Below are 21400 nucleotides of genomic sequence, written 5' to 3'. Positions count from 1 at the left end.
TGCGCCGCCTTTGCTACCTGAAGGAGGCGAAGTTTTCGGCGTTTTGACGCCCGCAGTCCGTCTGGACCACGAAAAAGGTGGTTCTGGACAGCAAGACAAGTGCCAAAAGGTCTGAAGCCGCCGTGCGGATCCGTCCACAGCCGGCGTTTTCTCAGCACATCAGTTCAAATCAGCAGTAATTCGAGGTCCCCAGTTGTCCGACGTTGTGACAGCGTTGTGTCACCAGACCGGACAGGTGGACGGCTTTTACGCCTGAATCCGCTGGCACGGGATCTGCATAGTCTTGAGTACAACTTGACTTGAAAGGAGTTGATCATGACTGTACTTAAACCATCGTTGCTGTGGCTAGCCCTGAGCTGTGCGGCGCTGAGCGGCTGCGCCACGGCCGCGCCAGTGCCTCCACCACCGCCTCCGCCCCCGGCGCAGCAAATGCCACCGCCGCCACCGCCCGGGCTGGCGCCACCTCCCCCGCCGCCGCCAGCGGACGCCATGCCTCCCCCACCACCGCCGCGCATTCCACCGGCACGTCCCGCGCCGCCACCGGGCCCGCGCCCGCCGGCTGACGGGCCGCCGCCTCCACCACCACCTCCGCCAGGAGCGATCGGAGCGCCGCCCGCGGCGGACGCGCCACCGCCACCACCGCCGCCGGTCGATCCACAGCGATAGCGCGCAACAGCGATGCAACTGCGCACCCACGCGCCAGCGCTGCTGCTGGCAGCCACGCTGATCGGCGTGGGCTGCCAATCCGCGCGCGCCGCGCCGCCCCCTCCGCCCCCTCCGCCGCCCGCGCCTTCGGCCGTGGCTGAAGGCGTGCTACAGCGCTATCTGAGCACCCCTTATGGCGAACTGAACGGCCTGCGACTGCGGGACGGGCGCATCGTGCTGTTCGGCCCGCCGATGGCGCAGTCGGTGCGCGAGGCCGCCGCCGTCGGCGATCCTCTCCGCGTAATCGGACACAGCGGCCCGGACGGCGTGCTGCACGCCGTGGTCGTGCTCAACCTCGCCTCCGGCCGGCGCGCCAGCGAGCAGCCGCCGGGCGCGGCGCCGCCTCCGCCACCAGCGCCGCGCGCGCTGCAACGCCTGACGGCCGCCGGCACCATCGACGCGGTGCTGCACGGGCCGCGCGGCGAAGCCAATGGCGTGCTGCTGACCGACGGCGCGCTGATCTATTTTCGTCCGGAGCTGGCCTCCGGTCCGCTGTCGCCGGGCCAGCCGTTCACCGCCATCGGCATCGGCACCAAGGGCGCGCAAGGCCTGGCCATGGAAGCGGTGGGCGTGGGCGCCGACCCGGCCACCGCCCGCCAGGCCGCATCCGCCGCGCCCGGCATACCACCACCAAAACCAAAGGAGCACCCGCCACATGCCCGCTGAACCGAGTTTATGGACCATTACCGCCCTGACCATGGCAGGCATCGTCCTGCGTCCGTGGCGCGTGCCGGAGGCGGTGTGGGCGGCGCTTGCCGTGCTGGGCCTGATACTGTGCAAATTGATCGCGCCGGCCGACGTCTGGCCCGCCGTCCTGCGCGGCGGCGACGTCTACCTGTTCCTGGCCGGCATGATGACGCTGGCCGAGCTGGGCCGGCGCCACGGCGTATTCGACTGGCTGGCCGCGCACGCCGCGCGCGCCGCCGCCGGTGACGGCCGGCGCCTGTTTCTGCTGGTCTATCTGGCCGGCACCTTGGTGACGGTGCTGCTGTCGAACGACGCCACCGCCGTGGTGCTGACGCCGGCCGTCTACGCCGTCGCCCGCGCTGTCGGCGCGCCACCGCTGCCTTATCTGTTGATCTGCGCCTTTGTCGCCAACGCCGCCAGCTTTGTGCTGCCGGTCTCCAATCCCGCCAACCTGGTGGTGTTCGGCGCCGCCATGCCCAGTCTTGGCGACTGGCTGCGCATCTTCCTGCTGCCATCAATCGGCGCCATCACCGCAACCTATGTGGCGCTGCGCTGGCGCGTGCGCAGCGCCCTGCCAGACACCATCGCGCGCGACATCGCCACACCTCCGCTGAGCGCCGCCGGCCGACTGACAATCGCCGCGCTGGCCGGCACCGTGATCGTACTCGGCGTGGCGTCGGCCATCGGCGCGGCGCTGGGACCGGTGACGCTGGCCGCCGCCACCGTCGCGCTGCTGCTGACCTGCTTGCAGACCCGCAGCCTGCCGACCATGGTGTTGCGCAGTCTGGCGTGGGACGTGCTGCTGATGGTGGCCGGCTTGTTCGTGCTGATCGCCGCGTTGCAGGCGCATGGCGTGGTGGCGGCGCTGGCGACGTGGCAACAGCAACTGCAAGCGGCCTTGCCGGCGCTGGCCACGCCATTGACCGGCGTGGTGCTGGCCTTGGCCTGCAACCTGGCCAACAACCTGCCGACCGGCCTGCTGGGTGCGGCCACGCTGGAACATCTGTCGGCGGCGCTGCCGCTGCGCGCCGCCGCCCTGATCGGCATCGACCTCGGCCCGAACCTGGCGGTCAGCGGCTCGCTGGCGACGATCTTGTGGCTGAGCATGCTGCGACGCGAAGGCGTGCAAGTGAGCGCCTGGCAATTTCTCAAGCTGGGCGCGGTGGTGATGCCGGCCGGCCTGCTGGCCGCGCTGCTGCTGTTGCAGGTGGCCGCATGAGGCCGTCGTCGTCCAGCCTGCTGGCGCTCGGCTTGCTGAATTTTTTCCTGGCCGACGCCCGCGACGGGCTCGGTCCCTTCCTCGACGCCTATCTCAGCACCAAAGGCTGGTCGCCGATGGACCTCGGCCTGCTGGCGACGATCGGCGGCGTACTGGGTCTGGTGGCCGGCGTACCGGCCGGGGCACTGGCCGACCGCAGCCGCCACAAGCGGTTGCTGGTGGCGGCGCCGGTGACACTGATCACGCTGATGAGTTTGTTCTGTCTGGTGTCGCCCAGCCACTGGGTGGTGTTTTCCACGCAGGCGCTGGCGGCGGTGGCCGGGGTGCTGATCGGACCGGCCGTCGCCGGCATCACGCTGGGCCTGGTCGGGCCGCAGCGTTTCGGCCGTCAACTGGGGCACAACGAATCGTGGAACCACGCCGGCAATCTGCTGCTGATGGCGGCCACCTGGGCCGCCAGCGCCTGGCTCGGCCTGCCGGGCGTGGCCGGCTTAATGATCGCCACCACGGCCGCCGCGATCGGCGCCACGCTGGCGATCGCGGCCAACCGCATCGACCACGCGGCCGCGCGCGGCATGGCAGCCGGCGCCGCCACCGGGCCGGGCTCGCTGCCGGCGCTGGCCCGCAACCGGCCGCTGCTATGGCTCAGTCTGGCACTGGCGTTGTTCCACTTCGGTAATGCGCCGCTGGCGCGTCTGATCGCCCAGCAGTTCGCCGTGCAGATGCAGCGGCCGTTTGAAACCACCGCGCTGATCACCATGATGTCGCAATTGGCGGCGCTGGCGGCGGCGCTGGCCGCGCCGTGGTTGTTGCGGCCGCGCTGGGTGAAGGTGGCCGCCGCGCTAGCCTTGCTCAGCCTGCCGATACGCGGGCTGCTGGCCTGGCGGTTCGCCGATTTCTGGATGATTTACCCGGTGCAGCTGCTCGATGGCGTGGGCGTCGGTCTGCTGGGGATTCTGACGCCGTTCCTGGTCGAGCGGCTGACGCGCGGCAGCGGCCATTTCAACCTGGCGCTGGCGGCGGTGATGACGGTGCAAGGCATCGGCGCGGCCACCAGCAATCTGGTGGCCGGCTATCTGGTGCTGCACTACGGCTATCCGGTGGCGTATCTGGCGCACGGCGCGGTCGCGCTGGCGGCACTGGCGGCGCTGGCACCGGCGCTGCGCCGCCTGCCGCCGGAGGGGAATGCCAGCGCTCAGGCCTGATTCTGCCAACCGCCGCCCAGCGCCTGGAACAGCGCCACCGTGTCGGCATAACGCGCGGCGCGCGCCTGGATCAGCGCCATCGCCGCCTGCTGGTAGGCCTGCTCCGCCTGCAGCACCGCCGTGTAGGCGCCGCCGCCAAGCTGCCATTGACGTCGAGCGATTGTCAGACTGCGGCCCGCCGCCTGCTCCGCCGCGGCGGCAGCGCGCAGGCCGCGCGCGTCCGCCTCGATCGCATACAGCGTGTCGGCCACGTTCTGGAACGCCGTCAGCACCACGCTGCGATATTGCGCCGCCGCCTGATCGTATTGCGCCTCCGCCGCGCGCTGCTCATGCATCAAGGCGCCGCCGTGGAACAGCGGCTGCACCAGGTCCGCGCCGATACTCCACAAACCCGTGCCGGCCTTGAACAGCGTGCCGGTGGTCAGCGCCGCACTACCCAGCGACGCCGTCAGCGAAACACCCGGCAGACGCGCCGCCTGCGCCACGCCGACTTGCGCGCTGGCTGCATGCAACTGCGCTTCCGCCGCGCGAATGTCCGGGCGCTGCGCCACCAGGCGCGCCGGCAGGCTGACCGGCAATTGCTCCGGCAGATGCAGACTATCGAACGTCAATTGCGACGCCGGGCTGTCAGACGGCAGCCGGCCGACCAGAACCGCCAGCAGATCGCGCTGCTGTTGCAGCTGTTTTTCCAGCGGCGGCAAGCCCGCTTGCGCCTGCGCCAGCAGCGCTTCCTGCGCGGCGACATCGGCCGCGCCCAGCAATCCGGCATGCTGCTGCTTGCGCACCGCGTCCAGCTGCTTGCGGGCGCTGTCGGCCAGTGCGGTCATCGCTTCCAGCTGCGCGCGCAGGGAGGCGTCGGTGATCGCCGCCAGCACCAGATTCGACACCAGCGTCAGACGCGCGGCGTCGGCCTCGCAACGCACGGCGTCAACTTGCGCGGCGCCCGCCTCCAACGCGCGGCGCGTGCCGCCGAAGACATCCGGCGCATACGCGATGTTCAACTGCGCCGTGTGCAGCGTGTACAGATTGACGCCGGACGCGGTGGGGCTGGACAAGGTACGCGCCACCTGCTGGCGGGTTGGCGTCAGTTGCAGGTCGACCGTGGGCGCCAGCGCGCCACGCTGGGCGGCGGCTGTCTCGCGCGCCGCGCGCAGGCCGGCATCGGCCGCCTGCAAATCGGGATTGGCGGCCAGCGCCGCATCCACCAGCGCGTTCAATTCATCGGAGCCGAACAGCGTCCACCAGCGTGGCAGCACGTCCTGTCCGGCGACAAAACGCTGTCCGGTCGCGCCGTCCGCCGGCAATTCGCGCAACGGTTCGGCGGTGTAGCGCTGCGCGGTCGGCGCGGCCGGCCGCACGAAGTCCGGACCGACGGCGCAGCCGGCCAGCACGAAGGCCGACAGCAGCGCGCACGGCATCAGGCTCAGTTTCATCATGGTTGTTCTCCTTCCATTGCTTGCTGCGAGTCGTGGCCATGGCCGTCGGCGGCGGCGCGGCGGGCAGCCCGCTCTTCAATCAGGTAATACAGTGCCGGCAACAGCACCAGCGTCAGCACGGTGGCCGTCACCAGCCCGCCCACTACCACCGTCGCCAGCGGACGCTGAACGTCGCTGCCCAGGCCATGCGCGAGCGCCGCCGGCACCAGGCCGAGCGCCGCCACCGTGGCGGTGGTCAGCACCGGCCGCACCCGTTCACGCGCGCCGTTGATGACGGCGGTACGCAAGTCGTCCGGCAGCAGCTTGCGCCAGCGATTCAGGTTCGCCAGCATCACCACCGCGTTCAGCACCGCCACGCCGAACAAGGCGATGAAGCCGACCGCCGACGAAACATTCAGCGTCATGCCGCGCAGTTGCAAGGCCACCAGGCCACCCAGCAGGGACAGCGGCACCGCCATCAGAATCAGGCCAGGCTGGCGCAGATTGCCGAACTCCGAGAACAGCATCACGAACATCAGCGCCAGCACCGCCGGCACGATCACCGCCAGCCGTGCCTGCGCACGCTGTTGGTTTTCAAACTGTCCGCCCCAGGTGATCTGATAGTGCGCGTGATCATACTTCACCTCGCGCTCGATGCGCGACTGCGCGTCGGCCAGGAACGACGACAGGTCGCGTCCACGCAGATTGGTGCGCACGGTCAGGTGGCGGCGGCTCATTTCACGGGTGATGGTGGTTTCGCCCTCCGCCAGCCGGATATGCGCCACCTGCGCCAGCGCCACGTGGGCGCCGTTGGCCGCATTCAGCACCAGATCGCCGATCGCCTGCGGGTTGTTGCGGGTGTTGCCGGTGAAGCGCGCCGCCACGTCGTAGCTGCGGTCGTCGACAAACACCTGCGTCACCGGGCTGCCACCGATGCCGGTCTGGATCAGCGCCATCACGTCGGCCACATTGATGCCCAGCCGCGCGGCGGCGGCGCGATCGACATCGATACGGACCTGTGGCAGCGGCGGCTCCTGGTCGATGATCACGTCTTGTGCGCCCGGCACGGTGCGCAGCAGATGTTCAACCGCGCTGGCCAGCTTGCGGGTCTCGTGGAAGTCCTCGCCGTACACCTTGACCACCAGATCGGAGTGGGCGCCGGCCAGCTTGTCGAGCACACCGTCGATCATCGGTTGCGAGAAGCCGACGTCGGTGCGTGGCAGTTCGCGGTAGCGGGCGGACAGCTTGTCGATCAGGTCTTGCTTGGTCATTCCGGACGGCCATTCGCTGTACGGATGCAGCGTCACCGCGCATTCGATGTGCGACGGCGTGAACGGATCGGTGCCCTCGTCGTTGCGGCCCAGTTGTGTGACCACGTGCGCCACCTGCGGCTCGCGCAGCGTGGTTTCGCGCAGCGCGTCGGCCATCTGGGTCGCCTTGGTCAGCGAGATCCCCGGCGGCAGCGTCACCTGTAGCCAGATCGAGCCCTCATCCAGCGACGGCAGGAAGTCGCGACCGATCGCCCCGCCCACCAGCACCACCGCCGCCAGCGTAACACCAGCCACCGCCAACACCAGCTTTGACTTGCCGACCAGACGTTGCAGCAATGCCTCGTAGCGCGGCATCAGCCATTCCAGCACAGGATTATGGAAGATCTTGCGCGGCTTGCGGAAGGCCCAGAAAGCCAGGCCCGGAATCAGCGTCATGGTCATCAACAAAGCGCCCAGCAGAGCAAAGCCGACCGCGAACGCCATCGGCGAAAACAGCTTGTACTCGATACGCTGGAAGGCGAACAGCGGCAGGTAGGCGATCATGATTACCAGCATGCCGAAGAAGGTCGGCCGCATCACCTGCAACGTGGCGCCCAGGGCGGCCTGGCCAGACATCAGGCCCTCCGGCTGCTCCTCGCGCTTGCGCAAAATCGCTTCCAGCACAAAAATGGCGCCGTCGACGATGATGCCGAAGTCGATCGCCCCCAGCGACAGCAAATTGGCGGGGATCTTGAAGTGATGCATCAGGATGAAGGCGATCATCAGCGAGACAGGAATCGCCGCCGCCGCGATCAGCGCCGCGCGTGGGCTGCCGAGGAACAGCACCATCACCAGCGTGACCAGCACCACGCCCTCCACCAGCGTTTTGCCGACCGTATGCACGGTGGCGTCAACCAGCGTGCTGCGGTCCATATAGGGCACCACCTTCACATCCTTGGGCAGCAGATGGTCGTTCAGATCCTGCACCGCATCGTGCACGCCGCCGATCACGCGCGACGGATTCTCGTTTTTCAGCAGCAGCACAATGCCGGACACGGTGTCCGACACATGGTCCTTGCCCAACACGCCGTGGCGCTCCTGGTCGCCGAGCGTCACACTGCCGAGATCCCGCACCAGCACCGGCACACCATCCTTCTGCGCGACGACAACGTTGGCCAGGTCGTCCAGGCTGTGAATCAGGCCGACGCCGCGCACCACCAGTCCCTGCTCGCCGCGCGTCAGCACGCTGCCGCCGGCATTGGCGTTGTTGGCGGCGATGGCCTGGGTGACCTGCGCCAGCGACAGGTTGTATTTGGACAGCCGGGCCGGATCAAACTCCAGCAGGAACTGGGTGGTCAGTCCGCCGAAGTTGCCGACATCGACCACGCCCGACGCCTGCTTCAGGCGCGGTATGACTTTCCAGCGCTGTAGTTCCGACAGCTCGCGCAGGCTGCGCGTTTTCGACTCCAGCGTGTAGCGGTAAATCTCGCCGATGGGCGATGTCAGCGGATCGAGCGACGGCTGCGCGCCATACGGCAGGCTGACGCCGGAGATGCGCTCTTGCAGGCGCTGGCGCGACCAGTAGTCCTCGGCGCCGTCCTGGAACACCACGGTGATCAGCGACAGACCGAAGGTGGACTTCGAGCGCATCACATGCATGCCGGGCGTGCCCATGATTTCGCGCTCCAGCGGGATGGTAATTTGCTGCTCCACCTCTTCGGCGGCCAGACCGTTCACCTGGGTCACCACCTGCGAGGTGGTGTCGGCGATATCGGGATAGGCTTCCAGCGGCAGTTGCGTCCAGCAGTAGGCGCCATACAGCGCCACCAGCAGGAACACCAGCGACAAGATGCCGCGCCGGTTGAAGCAAAGGGTAACCAGACGTTCAATCATTCAGCAGCACTCCATCCTTGACCACAACGCGCTCGCCCGCCTTCAGGCCGGCCAGCACTTCCACCTGTTCGCCGATCTGGGTCCCCAGCTTCAGTTCACGCGGCGCGAACTGCCACGGTTTCACTTCCACGAAGGCGCGGCTGGAAAAGCCGCTCTGAATCACCGCCGACATCGGAATCAGCAGGCCCGGATGGGGGCGCGCCAGCAGCGTTGTCTCGGCGAACATACCCGGCTTCAGACGACCATCGCGGTTATCGAACGGCAGGCGCACCTTGACGGTCCGGGTGTCGGGGTCCAGCATCTCGTCCACGTAGCCGACCTTGCCCTGCAATGGATCGGCATAAGCATCCAGCTTGACCTGGGCGGACTGGCCGACATACAGTTGGGCCACATCTTTTTCCTGCGCGTTGGCACTGACGTACACCCGCGACAAATCGGCCACCGTCATCAGCGGCGCGGTGGCGTCGTTCCAGTACCCGCCCTCGGCGGCGGCCAGCGCGACCACGCGGCCGCTGATCGGCGACCGCACCGCCACCGTGCCACCTTCCGACTTCGGATTGGCCGAGGCGCCGCCGGCCTGGTTCAGACGCGCATTCGCGCGCGCGGCCTCGCTCCTTGCCTGCTCGTAGTCGCTCTGCGCCTGCTCCAGATCGTGGCGCGTGGCGATCTCCGATTTATCGAGTTCACGCTGGCGCTCCAGATTGCTGCGGGCCAGCGTCAGCGCAGCCTGCGCCTTGGCCACGTCGGCGCCTGCCTGCGCGAAGTCCGGCGCATCGATCACGAACAGCACCTCGCCAGCCTTGACCGCGTCGCCCAGATGCTTGTTGAGACGGACGATGCGCCCGGCCAGCGGCGGCAACACCCGCACCAGACGCGCGGGATCGGCTTCCACCACGGCCGGCAGCGTGAACGGCACGGCCACGCTTTGTTGCGGTACCGCCACCACCGCCAACGAGCGGCGCAACGGCGACTGCTCCGGTATGCGCAGCAAGTCGCCCTCGCGCACCAGCGCGGCCGGCGCCTCCGGCGCCTGCGCTTCCTTGGCGTGCAAGCCACTGATGCTCCAGCCGATCAGGCTAAAACAGGCGACGCCCAGCAGGCTCGGTATGTAAAAATTTGGCAAGGTTTTGTTTTTCATGGCGATACTCCGGCCACCGCCCTCACGGGCGGGATGAGATGAATGGATAGGGGAGCGAAGCGGCTGCCGTTAACGCGGCGCCGATCTTGCACGCATGGTACTGAGTTTGATGTTGTCGCATCCTGAATTCTTCTTCAGGAAAGGAGGCGCGCGGCGCTGCTATACTCGGGGCATGCATATCCTGTTGGTAGAAGACGATCACAAGGCAGCCCGGCTGCTGGCGCGTGGCCTGGAAGAAGAAGGCTTCGCGGTGACGGTCGCCCATACGGCGGCGGAAGCGAGTAGCCACGCCCACGCCATGTGGCGCTTCGACATGGCCATCCTCGACTGGATGCTGCCGGCCAAGGACGGTGTCGCCCTGTGTGCCGAATGGCGGCAGGCGCAGCACCAGTTGCCGGTGCTGATGCTGACGGCGCGCGACGCCGTCGCCGACCGCATCGTCGGCCTGAATACCGGCGCCGACGACTACCTGACCAAACCCTTTGCGTTCGACGAGCTGCTGGCACGCATCCGCGCCCTGCTGCGCCGGGCGGTGCGCGCCCAGCACGGGATACTGCAGGTGGCCGACCTGACGCTCGATCCGGCCACGCGCGCGGTCAACCGCGCCGGCGAACGGCTCGACCTGACGCCGAAGGAATACGCGATTCTGGAGCTGTTGATGCGCCACACCGGCGCGGTGGTCACCCGCCAGCAACTGGCGGAACACGTCTGGCACGCCGACCTGATCGCGATCGACAACCTGATGGACGTCCATCTCAAGAACCTGCGTCGCAAGGTCGATCCCGCCGGCCTGCCGACGCTGATCACGACGGTGCGCGGGCGCGGCTTCCTGCTGGCGCAGCCGGAAGGCGGCGATGCTTAGCCTGCGCCGGCGGCTGGTGCTGCTGCATCTGCTGGCGGTGCTGCTGGCGGTGGGCGTGACGGCGGCCACCGGATGGTGGATGCTGTCGCAATCGGTCAACCGCCAGCTCGACGCCGCGCTGCTGGCGCTTGCCGAGGCCGAGGTGGCAATGCTGGCGGACAGCGACGGCGTGACCGTTCGCGTTCACGAAGCACCTGTCGGCAGCGCCCCGCCCGCGCTGACGCGCATTGACCGGCTGGTGCAAATCGTCGACGGCAAAGGACAGATCCTGGGGCGCAGCGCCAATCTTGGCACGGAGACGCTGCCGGTCGACGCCACGCTGTTGCCCCGGCTGGCGACCGGCATCACCGTGTTCGACACCCTGCCCGACCTGCGCGAGGAACCGCTGCGCATGGTGTCCGTGCCGACGCTGGCGCATGGCCGCCGCTACGCGGTCCAGGTGGCCGGCTCGCTGGACGATGTAAACAGCATCCTGCAATCGGCGGCCATTCTGTTCGCCGGCATGGCGGTGGCGTTGACGGCGGCCATGGCCTGGGCCGGCGCGCGCCTGTCCAGCAAACTGTTTGTCGCGATTGAAAACATCGTTGGACGGGCCCACGAAATCGGCGACAGCAATCTGCATCAGCGCTTGCCGCATCCGGGCGGCGACGATGAGATCAGCCATCTGGTCGATACCTTGAACGCCATGTTGGAACGCATCGAGCACGCGTTCCAGGCGCAGCAACGCTTCACCGCAGACGCCTCGCATGAACTGCGCTCGCCGTTGTCGCGCCTTCGGGCCGAGATTGAAATCACACTGCGGCGCCCGCGCGACAGTGGCGATTACGTCACCGCGCTACGTTCCTGCCTGGAGGAAGTCGAACGCCTGACGCACCTGGTGGAAGAGCTGCTGATGCTGGCCAGGCTGGACGCCGGCCTGGAACGCGCCCCCGCCGACCTGACGCCGCTGCGGCAACTGGCGGAAGACCTCATTGGCCGCATGGAGCCGGTGGCGCGGGAACGCGGCATCACGCTGGCGCTGCGCGATGAACTGCGGCGCGACACGCTGGCCGATCAGCGCTCGCTGTCACTGGTGCTGGGCAACCTGCTGGACAACGCGATCAAATTTTCGCCGCCGGATTCCCGCATCGAGATCCAGCTGGAGCAAGCCGGCATGCAGATGCGGGTCAGCGTCACCGACCAGGGCCCCGGACTCGATCCGGCCGAGCTGCCGTTCGTGTTCGACCGCTTCTTCCGTGGCGCCGGCAGTCGCGCCGGCGAAGTCGATGGCTTTGGACTTGGCCTGGCGCTGTCGCAGACGATCATGCAGGCGCAAGGCGGCGGCATCGAGGCCGCCAACCACCCCGGCGGCGGCGCGCGGTTCAGCATTACATTCTCAGCTCGCTAACACTGTCGAACAGCGAAACGCGCTGTGGTCGCACCGAGAAGCCGATGACGCTCTCAGTCTCGATGCGCGACTGATCCTGCACCAGGGCCGCCACCTGCGTGCCGTGGAAGTCCAGCCAGACCACCCGCTGCGCGCCCATCGCCTCGATCAGCGATACCGAGGCGCAGGCCAAGCCAGCGCCGATGTCGATATCCTCCGGCCGCACGCCCAGCACGCAGGCCTGCCTGCCCGTCAATGCATGCTTGAACGCATAGCCGCTGACGTCAACCGACAGGTGCTGGTTGCTGAAGATGACGCCACCGTCACGCCGCTCGACCGTCCCGTTGAACAGGTTCATGCCCGGCGAACCAAGGAAGCCGGCCACGAACAGATTGGCCGGTTCATTGTAGACGATGTCCGGCGTGTCGAACTGCTGCACCACGCCGCCCTTCATCACCGCCATGCGCTGCGCCAGCGTCATCGCCTCGACCTGGTCGTGGGTGACGTAGATCATGGTTGCGCCCAGCTGCTTGTGCAGCTGCTTCAGCTCCCGCCGCAACTCGGTGCGCAGCTTGGCGTCCAGATTGGATAGCGGCTCGTCGAACAGCATCACCTGCGCCTCGCGCACGATGGCGCGGCCGATCGCCACCCGCTGACGCTGGCCGCCGGACAGGTTGGCCGGCTTGCGCTTCAACAGCGGACCGAGTTGCAGCATCTCCGACGCGCGCGATACCCGCCGCGCGATCTCCGCCTTCGGCGTGCCGCTGATGCGCAGGCCGAAGGACATATTCGCCTCGACGTTCATGGTCGGATATAGCGCGTAGGACTGGAACACCAGCGCGATGCCGCGATCCTTGGGATCGGCCCAGGTCATGTCCTTGCCGCCGATTTCGATCTGGCCGCCGGCGCTGTCGATCAGGCCCGCGATGCTGTGCAACAGCGTCGATTTGCCGCAGCCCGAAGGGCCCAGCAGCACCACGAACTCACCCGCTTTGACGTCAAGGCTGAGCGACTCGATCACCTTGTTACCACCCAACTGAATCTGCAGATCACGAATAGCGACGTTAGACATGTTTAACCCTTCACAGCGCCGGAGGCGATGCCGCGCACGAACCAGCGGCCGGAAATAAAGTAGAGCGCCAGCGGCACGATGGACGTCAGTATCGTCGCCGCCATGTTGACGTTGTACAGCCGCTCGCCGGTGGTGGTGTTGATGATGTTATTCAGCTGTACCGTCATCGGCAAGTGCTCGGAACCGGCGAACACCAGGCCAAGCAGGAAGTCATTCCAGATGCCCGTCACCTGCATGATGGCCGCGACCACGATCACCGGCGTCGACATCGGCAGCATCAGTTGCAGGAAGATGCGCCAGAAACCGCCGCCGTCGATGCGCGCCGCCTTGAACAGCTCCAGCGGCAGCGCCGCGTAGTAGTTACGGAACAGCAGCGTCATCACCGGCATGCCAAAGATGGTGTGGATGATGATGATGCCCGGCAAAGAACTGAACAAACTGGCCGCCGCCAGCATGCGCACCAGCGGATAAATCATCACCTGCGCCGGGATGAAGGCGCCCATCATCAGCACCGCGAACAGCACGCCGGCGCCGCGCGGACGCCAGAACGACAGCGCATAACCATTCACCGCGCCGATGGCGATTGACAGGACGGTGCTCGGCACCACGATGGCGACCGAATTCCAGAAGCCGCCGCGTATGCCATCGCATTCCAGCCCGGTGCAGGCGGACGACCAGGCCTGCCGCCACGGCTCCAGCGTCAGGTTGTGCGGCAGCGCGAACAGCGTGCCAAGGCGGATTTCCTCCATCGGCTTCACCGATGTCACCAGCATCACGTACAGCGGCAGCAGGAAGAACAGCGCGGCCAAGATGAGGAAGGCATACACGCCGATGCGCGCCGGCGTCCAGGCCAGGCTGCGGCGCGGACGCGGCGCGGCGGCGATCCTGTCGTGATCAATCAAGTGGTCCATCACGCCCCCGACGCGGCACGGCGGCTGCGCACAAAATACAATGGCGCGACGATGGCCAGCACCGTCAGCAGCAGCACGATCGAGGCGGCCGACGCCAGGCCGATATTGGCGCGGCCGAACAGATAATCCATAATGAATTTGGCCGGCACCTCGCTGGCGGTGCCCGGCCCGCCCTGCGTCATCGCCACCACGGCGTCGAACACTTTCACCACCATCACGAACAGCAGCACGAAGGCGGTCGACAGCGATGGCTTGAGCATCGGCAGCACGATGCTGACGTAGACGCGCCAGCGCGGAATACCGTCGATGCGGGCCGCCTTCCAGATTTCCTCATCCACGCCGCGCAGGCCGGAGAGCATCAGCGCCATCACCAGGCCGGAAGCCTGCCACACGGTGGCGATGACGATGGTGTAAATCGCCATGTCCTGATCGACGATCCAGTCGAATTGCGCATCGGCCCATCCCAGCTGGCGCAGCACCTGCTGCACGCCCAGTTCCGGATTCAATATCCACTGCCATACCAGCCCCGTGGCGACGAAGGACATCGCATACGGATACAGGAACACGGTGCGCAATGCGCCTTCCGCCATCACTTTCTGGTCGATGAACACCGCCAGCAGAAAGCCGATCACCAGACAGGCGACGATGAACAGCAAGCCGTACACGGCGACATTCTGCAGCGACAGCAGCCAGCGCTCGTTGTTGAACAGGCGGATGTACTGCGAGGCGCCGACAAAATCGCCGGACGGGAAAGTGCGCGAGCTGCTGACCGACACGCGGGCCGTCCACAGCATCGTGCCCAGATAGGCCAGCAGCACCGTCAGCGCCATCGGAATCATGGCGATGTAGGCCGCGAATGAAACGCTTTGACGTTTCCGGGTCATCAATTATTCGTCCCGGATGGCGCGGGAGAAGGCTTTTTGCGCATCTTCCGGCGACTGGTTCTTGTTCCAGTATTTGGTCAGCACATCCTGTAGCGCGCCAGTGGTGTCGGGCGACGCCAGCATTTCGGTATTCGGCAGCTGGCGCGATTTGTCCTTCATGATGGCCAGCCCCAGGCGCGCGCAGAGGTCCAGTTGCGATTCATCGACATCGCCACGGATCGGGATCGCGCCCTTGCGTGCGGCGAAGGCCACCTGGGTCGCCGGTGAGGTGATCACATTGGCCAGCAGCTTTTGCGCCTTGACAGCATTGGCGTCGTTCGTTTTCGGGAAGACGAAGGCGTCTCCGGCCACGATGTACGGCGCTTTCGGGCCGAAGCCGGGAAAGCAGCCATAGTCCTTGCCGGCCACCTGACGGGCGGCGGCGAATTCGCCCTTGGCCCAGTCGCCCATGATCTGCACACCGGCTTTGCCCTGCACCACCATGGCGGTGGCGTCGTTCCAGTTGCGGCCCGGCGAGCCGGCATCGACAAAGCCTTTCAGCTTTTTGAACTCGACCAGCACCTGCCTGAAGGCCGGCGACATCACCGCCTGCTGGTCGCGGTCGCGGTACACCTTCAGGTACAGGTCCGCGCCGCCGACCATGGCGAAGATGGCGTCGAAGGTGATCTTCTCTTGCCACACCTGGCCGCCGAAGGCCAGCGGCACCACGCCGGCCGCCTTCAGCTTGGCCAACTGCCGCAAAAATTCCGCCCACGTCTGCGGCTCGGCGGTGATGCCGGCTTTCTTGTAGGCGGCCTTGGAATAGAAGAACCACGCGGGCATGTGGATGTCCACCGGCGCGGCGTAGAAATGGCCGTTGATCTTGATCGCCTGCAGGATCGACGGCGGCATGATCTGCTCCCACTTGCCGGCGGCGGCCACGTCGTCGACATTGTTCAGCAGGCCCTGCTCGACGAAATCCCGGAACTGAAGCGAGGTATTGAACTGCGCCGCGACCGGCGCGTTGCCGCCGACGATGCGGTTGATGGTGATGGCGCGCGCCTGATCGGCGCCGGCGATCGCCTGATCGACCCACTGGCCGCCGGCCTTGTTATATGCATCCGCGAACTGCTTGACGGCGGCCGATTCGCCGCCCGAGGTCCACCAGTGCGAGACGGTCGCCTTCAGCGGCGTCTGCGCCACAGCGGCGCCCGCCCACAGCGCCAGCGCGATCGCGCAGCCCAGTTTTGTGGCCTGATGCATTCTGTTTGTCTCCCTGTGAGCGTCGAGCGCTCATTCTATGCGTATCGCTTGTGACGTGTCTAAGCACTTTCCGCAAGCATTGATGGAATCGATTCCATTTTCAATGTTGCCGATGGTACTACCGAAGAATTTGACGGTCAACCGAATTGTAATTAAGTTACAAAAACGGCACGACCACTTGCGTGAGTCGTGCCGTAGCGCACTACGAAGGACGTAGCGAAATTACTTTTTATCGGTCGGCGCTGGCGGTACCGGCGCGAACGGGAAGGTGCCGAACAGGCTCTTACTCTGGTTCTGCATCTGCTCCTGCATCTGCACGAACAGGCTCTTGCTCTGGTCGATGTAATTGTTCATCATGCCCTGCATCATCGGGCCTTGGACGTTCATGAACTGGGTCCACATTTCAGGACTGAACGGCTGGCCGCCGACCGCGCTGCCGGTGAATTTGCGCTGGATGTCGGTAAAGGCCTGGACGTTCTTTTCCAGGTACGAGCCCATCATGCCCTGCATCGCGTGGCCGTAGAAGCGGATAATCTGCGCCAGCACGTCGCTGGAGAACATCGGCGCGCCGCTGGCTTCTTCTTCCAGAATGATCTGCAGCAGGATGCTGCGGCTCAGATCTTCATTGGTCTTGGCGTCGACAACGGTGAATTCCTCGTTGTCCAGCACCAGCTGTTTAACGTCGGTCAAGGTAATGTAGGAACTGGTCTGCGTATCGTACAGACGGCGGTTCGGATATTTTTTGATCAGGCGGTCAGCATTTTTTTTCGCACTACTCATCACAAGTCCGTTTATTGCGCCGCAGCGCATGTCTCTTCAAAATCGGATAGAAAAGGGACGGCGAGTCCCTCCTCCGCGTGCCTACTGTACTTATTATAGAGGTGAAACTGATTGGCTTGCACAATCTGAGATAAGTTTTAGCCCTTATTGCAACGCAACCAATTTTCAATTAAAACAATTTAGTCGGATTTTACCTTGACGTAACGGCCCGGCGCCGGTTCGATCGCCTTGTATTTGGCGTTGCCAGGCTTGGTCTTGGGCTTGAGCTTTTTGCCGCCGTGATCGCTGAGGAATTTCGCCCATTCGGGCCACCAACTGCCAGCATGCTCGGCCGCCCCCTGGAACCAGGCATCGGCGCTCTTGGCCTTGCCGTCGTCATTGGTCCAGTAGTTGCGCTTGTTCTTGGCCGGCGAATTGATGACGCCGGCGATGTGGCCGGATGCGCCCAGTACGAAGCGCGTTGGGCCACTCAGGATCGCCAGCGAGTCGAACGCCGACGGCCACGGCACGATGTGGTCCTCGCGCGAGCCGTAGATGAAGGCCGGCGCGTCGATGCGGCGCAGGTCGACTTTTTCGCCGGCCACCACCAGCTCGCCAGTCTTGAGCTTGTTTTCCAGATAGGTGTTACGCAGATACCAGCAGAACATCGGGCCCGGCAGATTGGTGCTGTCCGAGTTCCAGTACAGCAGGTCGAAGGCGGCCGGATCGTTGCCCTTCAGGTAGTTGGACTGCACGTAGTTCCACACCAGGTCGTTGGGACGCAGGCTGGAGAAGGTGCTGGCCAGGTCGCGGCCCGGCATCAGGCCGCCATCCTTCAGCTGCTGCTCGCGGAGCGCCACCTGGGTTTCATCGACAAACACGTCCAGCACGCCGGTGTCGCGGAAGTCGAGGAAGGTGGTCAGCAGCGTCAGGCTGTTGGCGACCTGTTCGCCGCGCGCGGCCAACACCGCCAGCGCGGTCGAGACGATGGTGCCGCCGACGCAGAAGCCGAACATGTTCAGCTTGTCCTGGCCGCTGATGTCCTGCACCACGCGGATCGCCTGGATCACGCCTTGCTCGACGTAGTCATCCCAGGTGGTGCGCGCCAGCGATTTGTCCGGATTGCTCCAAGACACCAGGAACACCGTGTTGCCCTGCTCCACCGCGTAACGCACCAGTGAATTTTCCGGCTGCAGGTCAAGGATGTAGAACTTGTTGATGCACGGCGGCACCATCAGCAGCGGCGTCTGGCTGACGGTGGCGGTTTTCGGCGTGTACTGGATCAGCTGGAACAGCGGGTTCTCGTACACCACCGTGCCTTCGGTCACCGCCAGGTTGCGGCCGACCTCGAACGCCGATTCGTCGGACAGGGAAATATGGCCCTTGTTCATGTCGCCCAGCATGTTGACCAGGCCCCGGGTCAGGCTCTCGCCCTTGGTTTCGATCAGTTTCTGCTGCGCTTCCGGATTGGTGGCAAGGAAGTTGGCCGGCGACATGGCGTCGACAATCTGCTGCACGGCGAAGCGGATCTTCTGTTGTTGCTGCGGCGTGGCGTCCACCGTGTCCACCATGGCCATCAGGAACCTGGCGTTCAGCAGGTAGGCGGCGGCGTTGAACGCCGACATCGGATTGCCCTGCCAGGCGGCCGACGTGAAACGGCGGTCGCTGACCGGCGGCGTTTTCCCGGAAACAAAGTCCTGCCACAATGCGCCGAAATCCTTGAGGTAATCGTCCTTCAGTTGCGCCATCGCTTCCGGCTTGATGTGGGCGCCGACATCCTGCATCATGGCGGCCATCGGATTGGACTGCATCCAGGCGTTGAAAGCGTGCGGATCGGGCAAATTCATGTGTGGTTCCCTAAAGTAGTGAGTTAAACACGATGCTGATTGTAGCGATTGCTTGGATTTACGTCGTCGGCCTGATGGCGTTGACAGAAACTTCCGTGGTTGCGGGAATTGTAACGTTTTTGTTCTATTGCGTGCTGCCGTTAGGAACATTGATTTATATCGCCGGCACCGGCAAACGCAAAGCCCGGCGGCGAGCTGCTGAGCAAGCCGCGCGGGAAGCGCGTTCATTTGAGCCAGATTAAGCTGGCCTGTCGGCCGGTGACGCCGTCGCGCCGGTAGGAATAGAAACGCGCCGCGCTGGACGCGGTGCAGAACTCGCCACCATGGACGTCCGTCACGCCGGCGCCCTGCAAGCGCGCGCGCGCCAGGGCGTAGATGTCGGCCAGGTACTTGCCCGGCTTGCCGGCGATGGCGCGGAAGGCCGCCTCGACCCGCTGGGCGCCGGCCGCGTCGCCGGCTTCGCCGAGGAAAGCCTGCCGGACTTCCGGGCCCACCTCGAATTGATCCGGGCCGATGGCCGGTCCCAGCCACACAGTCAGTTCACCGGCGCCGGCGGCGCGCATCGCCGCCACCGTGTTTTCCAGCACGCCGGACACCAGCCCGCGCCAGCCCGCATGCGCCGCGCCGACCGTCTTGCCCTGCCGGTCGGCAAACAGCACCGGCAGGCAATCGGCGGTCATGATGACGCACACCTTGCCGGGCGCCGTGGCGATGCAGGCGTCCGCCTCCGGCACCTGCCGCGGATCGGCTTCGGCCACATTGAGCACCGCCGTGCCATGCACCTGCGACAGCCAGAGCGGATCGGCCGGCAGCGCGGCGCGCAGGAGCGCGCGGTTGGCGGCCACCTGGGCCGGCAGGTCGCCGACATGCGTGCCCAGGTTGAGGCCGCCGCCGCCGTGGCCGTCGTCATACGGCGCCGGGCTGACGCCGCCGCGCCGCGTGGTCGACAGCACGCCGATATTGTCTGGCAGGCCCGGCCAGTGCGGGAGCAACCATGGATTCGACATCAGAGGTGTTCCGGTTCCTCGATGCCGGCTCGCTTGAGCAGTTCGGCGAAATCGGTGGCCAGCGGCACCCGCCACTCGCACTGCTCGCCGGTGGCCGGATGCACCAGCCCCAGGCGGCGCGCTTGCAGCGCCTGGCGCGGGAAATAATCGGCCAGGTGCTGCTTGCCGTACACGGTGTCGCCCACCAGCGGGAAACCGATCGACTGCATGTGCACGCGGATCTGGTGGGTGCGGCCCGTTTCCAGGCGGCACTGCACCAGGCTGACCGGACGGCCTTCGCCCAGCTTGCCGCTCCCCAGTAGCTGATAATGGGTGATGGCAGGCTTCGAGCCCATACCGGTCGAGACCGCCATCTTGACGCGGTCGCGCGGGTGGCGGCCCATGGCCGCGTCGATGGTGCCGCTGATGCGCGGCGTGCCCCAGACCACGGCGAAATACTCGCGCTTGACGGTGCGCGCGGCCAGCTGGCGCACCAGATCGGTCTGCGCGGCCAGCGTCTTGCCGACCACCATCAGGCCGCTGGTGTCCTTGTCCAGGCGGTGAACGATGCCGGCGCGCGGCACGCCGGCCAGCTGCGGGCAGTGGTGCAGCAAGCCGTTGAGCAAGGTGCCGGACCAGTTGCCGGCGCCCGGATGGACCACCAGGCCGGCCGGCTTGTTGACCACAATCAGGTGCTCATCTTCAAAAACAATGTTAAGTTCGATCGGTTCCGGCTTAAAAGCCTCGTCTTCCGGCTCCGGTTGCGGCAGAATGATGACCTTCTCGTCGCCATACACGGTATCCTTGGTGCTTTTCGCCGGTTTGCCGTCCACCGTGACGAAACCGTCGGTGATCCAGGTCTGCAGGCGGCCACGGGAAAACTGCGGCACCAGGCCGGAAATGACTTTGTCGAGGCGCTGGCCGCAGTGTTCCGGGGCCAGATGCAGTTCGATCGGGCCGAGGCCGTCGTCATCGTCGCCAAAATCGCCGTCGTTGACCACCAGATCGGTGTCGGCATCGTGTTCGGAGGAAGATTCGGCCAAATTCGGCTTTGCGTTTAATATCACGGTAATCCTATCGGCTATAATTAGCCTCGTAAAACTTTGGTTAAACAGTTTCTTGCAAAAGATATGCAAAAAAAATTATCGGTAGTCGCAGCAACAGTAGTCCTGCTTGGTTTGTCCGGTTGCGGCCTTTTCTCGGAAAAAGCCGACGAAACGAAAGGTTGGAGCGCAGCGAAATTATACTCGGAGGCGAACGAAGAACTGGATGGCCAGCACTACGAGCGTGCAATTCAGTTGTATGAGCGCCTGGAATCGAGCTATCCGTTCGGCACCTACGCCCAACAGGCGCAGATGAATATCGCCTATGCCTACTACAAATCTCAGGACCAGGCGCAGGCGCTGGCGGCGGTCGAGCGCTTCATCAAGCTGCACCCGAACCACGCCAACGTTGACTACATGTACTACCTGCGTGGCCTGATCAACTTCAACGATCAGATCGGCTTCCTGAACTTCATCTACGAACAGGACGTCACCGAGCGTGACCCGAAAGCCACGCGTGAAGCCTACGCGGCCTTCAAGGAACTCGTCACCAAGTTCCCAAACAGCAAGTATACGCCGGATTCGCTGGACCGCATGCGTTATCTGCTGAACGCGATGGCGTCGTATGAAGTCCACGTGGCGCGTTACTACTACCGTCGTGGCGCCTACCTGGCCGCCGCCAACCGCGCGATGGGCATCATGAACGACTTCCGCGACACCCCGGTGATCGAAGAAGCGCTGTTCATCATGATCCGCAGCTACGACAAGCTGGGCATGACCGAGCTGAAGAACGACACCGAGCGCGTCTTCAAGCTGAACTACCCGAACTCCAAGTTCCTCGATGAGGGCAAGAAGCAGGAGCGCAAATGGTGGCGCTTCTGGAGCTCCAACGCCAGCATGTAATCCCCGCCGTCAT

Annotated in this window: 18 protein-coding genes; 7 read left to right on the top strand and 11 right to left on the bottom strand. The window is 65.4% G+C overall.

The genetic code is table 11. From position 1 onward, the window contains the following. Positions 1-678: 678 nt before the first annotated feature. Genes GTP44_RS21700 through GTP44_RS21690 form a run of 3 tightly spaced genes read left to right on the top strand, consistent with a single transcriptional unit; the run spans position 679 to position 3816 of the window. On the top strand, positions 679-1371 hold the full coding sequence (locus GTP44_RS21700) for a hypothetical protein (protein ID WP_161021049.1): 693 nt from the start codon (positions 679-681) through the stop codon (positions 1369-1371). Further along, positions 1361-2611: an SLC13 family permease gene (locus GTP44_RS21695; protein WP_161021048.1), complete on the top strand. Its 1251-nt coding sequence runs from the start codon at positions 1361-1363 to the stop codon at positions 2609-2611. Before GTP44_RS21700 ends, GTP44_RS21695 begins: the two co-directional genes overlap by 11 nt. Continuing rightward, positions 2608-3816 carry an MFS transporter gene (locus GTP44_RS21690; protein ID WP_161021047.1) on the top strand — a complete coding sequence of 403 codons (1209 nt, stop codon included), beginning with the start codon at positions 2608-2610 and terminating at the stop codon, positions 3814-3816. Before GTP44_RS21695 ends, GTP44_RS21690 begins: the two co-directional genes overlap by 4 nt. Here GTP44_RS21690 and GTP44_RS21685 read toward each other — a convergent pair. From GTP44_RS21685 to GTP44_RS21675, 3 genes are read right to left on the bottom strand one after another with little or no spacing between them, the layout of a single operon-like run. After that, positions 3807-5252: an efflux transporter outer membrane subunit gene (locus tag GTP44_RS21685; protein ID WP_161021046.1), complete on the bottom strand. Its 1446-nt coding sequence runs from the start codon at positions 5250-5252 to the stop codon at positions 3807-3809. The genes GTP44_RS21690 and GTP44_RS21685 overlap by 10 nt on opposite strands. Continuing rightward, the gene (locus GTP44_RS21680) at positions 5249-8374 is read right to left on the bottom strand and encodes an efflux RND transporter permease subunit (protein WP_161021045.1); all 3126 of its coding nucleotides are present in this window, start codon (positions 8372-8374) and stop codon (positions 5249-5251) included. Before GTP44_RS21680 ends, GTP44_RS21685 begins: the two co-directional genes overlap by 4 nt. After that, positions 8367-9512 carry an efflux RND transporter periplasmic adaptor subunit gene (locus GTP44_RS21675; protein WP_161021044.1) on the bottom strand — a complete coding sequence of 382 codons (1146 nt, stop codon included), beginning with the start codon at positions 9510-9512 and terminating at the stop codon, positions 8367-8369. Before GTP44_RS21675 ends, GTP44_RS21680 begins: the two co-directional genes overlap by 8 nt. A gap of 172 nt (positions 9513-9684) precedes the next feature. On the opposite strand from GTP44_RS21675, the gene GTP44_RS21670 reads away from it, so the two are divergent. Beyond that, positions 9685-10374 carry a response regulator transcription factor gene (locus GTP44_RS21670; RefSeq protein ID WP_160989984.1) on the top strand — a complete coding sequence of 230 codons (690 nt, stop codon included), beginning with the start codon at positions 9685-9687 and terminating at the stop codon, positions 10372-10374. After that, positions 10367-11761: a sensor histidine kinase gene (locus GTP44_RS21665; protein WP_161021043.1), complete on the top strand. Its 1395-nt coding sequence runs from the start codon at positions 10367-10369 to the stop codon at positions 11759-11761. The genes GTP44_RS21670 and GTP44_RS21665 overlap by 8 nt, the downstream gene beginning before the upstream one ends. Here the strand turns inward: GTP44_RS21665 and GTP44_RS21660 are convergent. The 6 genes from GTP44_RS21660 to phaC form a co-directional block, all read right to left on the bottom strand. Next, entirely contained in the window at positions 11742-12812 is a 1071-nt protein-coding gene (locus GTP44_RS21660) for an ABC transporter ATP-binding protein (protein WP_161021042.1), read from the bottom strand. The two genes, GTP44_RS21665 and GTP44_RS21660, sit on opposite strands and share 20 nt — an antisense overlap. Positions 12813-12814: 2 nt before the next feature. Then, complete coding sequence (locus GTP44_RS21655) at positions 12815-13723, bottom strand: carbohydrate ABC transporter permease (protein ID WP_161021041.1); 909 nt, start codon at positions 13721-13723, stop codon at positions 12815-12817. Further along, positions 13723-14607 (bottom strand): carbohydrate ABC transporter permease, encoded by an 885-nt coding sequence (locus GTP44_RS21650; RefSeq protein ID WP_160989980.1) that lies wholly within the window; start codon positions 14605-14607, stop codon positions 13723-13725. Before GTP44_RS21650 ends, GTP44_RS21655 begins: the two co-directional genes overlap by 1 nt. Before the next feature lie 3 nt (positions 14608-14610). Continuing rightward, positions 14611-15849, bottom strand: coding sequence for an ABC transporter substrate-binding protein (locus GTP44_RS21645; RefSeq protein WP_161021040.1), 1239 nt, complete (start codon positions 15847-15849; stop codon positions 14611-14613). A gap of 222 nt (positions 15850-16071) precedes the next feature. Then, positions 16072-16629 carry a polyhydroxyalkanoate synthesis repressor PhaR gene (phaR, locus tag GTP44_RS21640; protein WP_160989978.1) on the bottom strand — a complete coding sequence of 186 codons (558 nt, stop codon included), beginning with the start codon at positions 16627-16629 and terminating at the stop codon, positions 16072-16074. Between the two features lie 179 nt (positions 16630-16808). Then, on the bottom strand, positions 16809-18455 hold the full coding sequence (gene phaC, locus GTP44_RS21635) for a class I poly(R)-hydroxyalkanoic acid synthase (protein WP_161021039.1): 1647 nt from the start codon (positions 18453-18455) through the stop codon (positions 16809-16811). Positions 18456-18487: 32 nt separating this feature from the next. Here phaC and GTP44_RS21630 point away from each other — a divergent pair, with 32 nt between their 5' ends. After that, positions 18488-18697, top strand: a complete 210-nt coding sequence (locus GTP44_RS21630) for a hypothetical protein (RefSeq protein WP_161021038.1) — start codon at positions 18488-18490, stop codon at positions 18695-18697. Here GTP44_RS21630 and pgeF read toward each other — a convergent pair. Both pgeF and GTP44_RS21620 read right to left on the bottom strand, forming a co-directional pair. Then, a complete protein-coding gene (gene pgeF / locus GTP44_RS21625) occupies positions 18680-19462 on the bottom strand; it encodes a peptidoglycan editing factor PgeF (RefSeq protein WP_161021037.1) in 783 nt (260 codons plus the stop codon). The genes GTP44_RS21630 and pgeF overlap by 18 nt on opposite strands. Next, entirely contained in the window at positions 19462-20484 is a 1023-nt protein-coding gene (locus GTP44_RS21620) for an RluA family pseudouridine synthase (protein WP_202424178.1), read from the bottom strand. The genes pgeF and GTP44_RS21620 overlap by 1 nt, the downstream gene beginning before the upstream one ends. 87 nt (positions 20485-20571) lie before the next feature. Here GTP44_RS21620 and GTP44_RS21615 point away from each other — a divergent pair, with 87 nt between their 5' ends. Beyond that, entirely contained in the window at positions 20572-21387 is an 816-nt protein-coding gene (locus tag GTP44_RS21615) for an outer membrane protein assembly factor BamD (protein WP_160989973.1), read from the top strand. Positions 21388-21400: the final 13 nt, after the last annotated feature.

The organism is Duganella lactea (assembly GCF_009857505.1).
Classification (GTDB): domain Bacteria; phylum Pseudomonadota; class Gammaproteobacteria; order Burkholderiales; family Burkholderiaceae_D; genus Rugamonas; species Rugamonas lactea.
This window is presented reverse-complemented; position numbering and strand designations above follow the sequence as displayed.

Bases quoted from the DNA above. Each gene is read 5' to 3' on its own strand.
- GTP44_RS21700 (WP_161021049.1), top strand. From the start codon at position 679: ATGCAACTGCGCACCCACGCGCCAGCGCTGCTGCTGGCAGCCACGCTG.
- GTP44_RS21695 (WP_161021048.1), top strand. From the start codon at position 1,361: ATGCCCGCTGAACCGAGTTTATGGACCATTACCGCCCTGACCATGGCA.
- GTP44_RS21690 (WP_161021047.1), top strand. From the start codon at position 2,608: ATGAGGCCGTCGTCGTCCAGCCTGCTGGCGCTCGGCTTGCTGAATTTT.
- GTP44_RS21685 (WP_161021046.1), bottom strand. From the start codon at position 5,252: ATGATGAAACTGAGCCTGATGCCGTGCGCGCTGCTGTCGGCCTTCGTG.
- GTP44_RS21680 (WP_161021045.1), bottom strand. From the start codon at position 8,374: ATGATTGAACGTCTGGTTACCCTTTGCTTCAACCGGCGCGGCATCTTG.
- GTP44_RS21675 (WP_161021044.1), bottom strand. From the start codon at position 9,512: ATGAAAAACAAAACCTTGCCAAATTTTTACATACCGAGCCTGCTGGGC.
- GTP44_RS21670 (WP_160989984.1), top strand. From the start codon at position 9,685: ATGCATATCCTGTTGGTAGAAGACGATCACAAGGCAGCCCGGCTGCTG.
- GTP44_RS21665 (WP_161021043.1), top strand. From the start codon at position 10,367: ATGCTTAGCCTGCGCCGGCGGCTGGTGCTGCTGCATCTGCTGGCGGTG.
- GTP44_RS21660 (WP_161021042.1), bottom strand. From the start codon at position 12,812: ATGTCTAACGTCGCTATTCGTGATCTGCAGATTCAGTTGGGTGGTAAC.
- GTP44_RS21655 (WP_161021041.1), bottom strand. From the start codon at position 13,723: ATGGACCACTTGATTGATCACGACAGGATCGCCGCCGCGCCGCGTCCG.
- GTP44_RS21650 (WP_160989980.1), bottom strand. From the start codon at position 14,607: ATGACCCGGAAACGTCAAAGCGTTTCATTCGCGGCCTACATCGCCATG.
- GTP44_RS21645 (WP_161021040.1), bottom strand. From the start codon at position 15,849: ATGCATCAGGCCACAAAACTGGGCTGCGCGATCGCGCTGGCGCTGTGG.
- phaR (WP_160989978.1), bottom strand. From the start codon at position 16,629: ATGAGTAGTGCGAAAAAAAATGCTGACCGCCTGATCAAAAAATATCCG.
- phaC (WP_161021039.1), bottom strand. From the start codon at position 18,455: ATGAATTTGCCCGATCCGCACGCTTTCAACGCCTGGATGCAGTCCAAT.
- GTP44_RS21630 (WP_161021038.1), top strand. From the start codon at position 18,488: ATGCTGATTGTAGCGATTGCTTGGATTTACGTCGTCGGCCTGATGGCG.
- pgeF (WP_161021037.1), bottom strand. From the start codon at position 19,462: ATGTCGAATCCATGGTTGCTCCCGCACTGGCCGGGCCTGCCAGACAAT.
- GTP44_RS21615 (WP_160989973.1), top strand. From the start codon at position 20,572: ATGCAAAAAAAATTATCGGTAGTCGCAGCAACAGTAGTCCTGCTTGGT.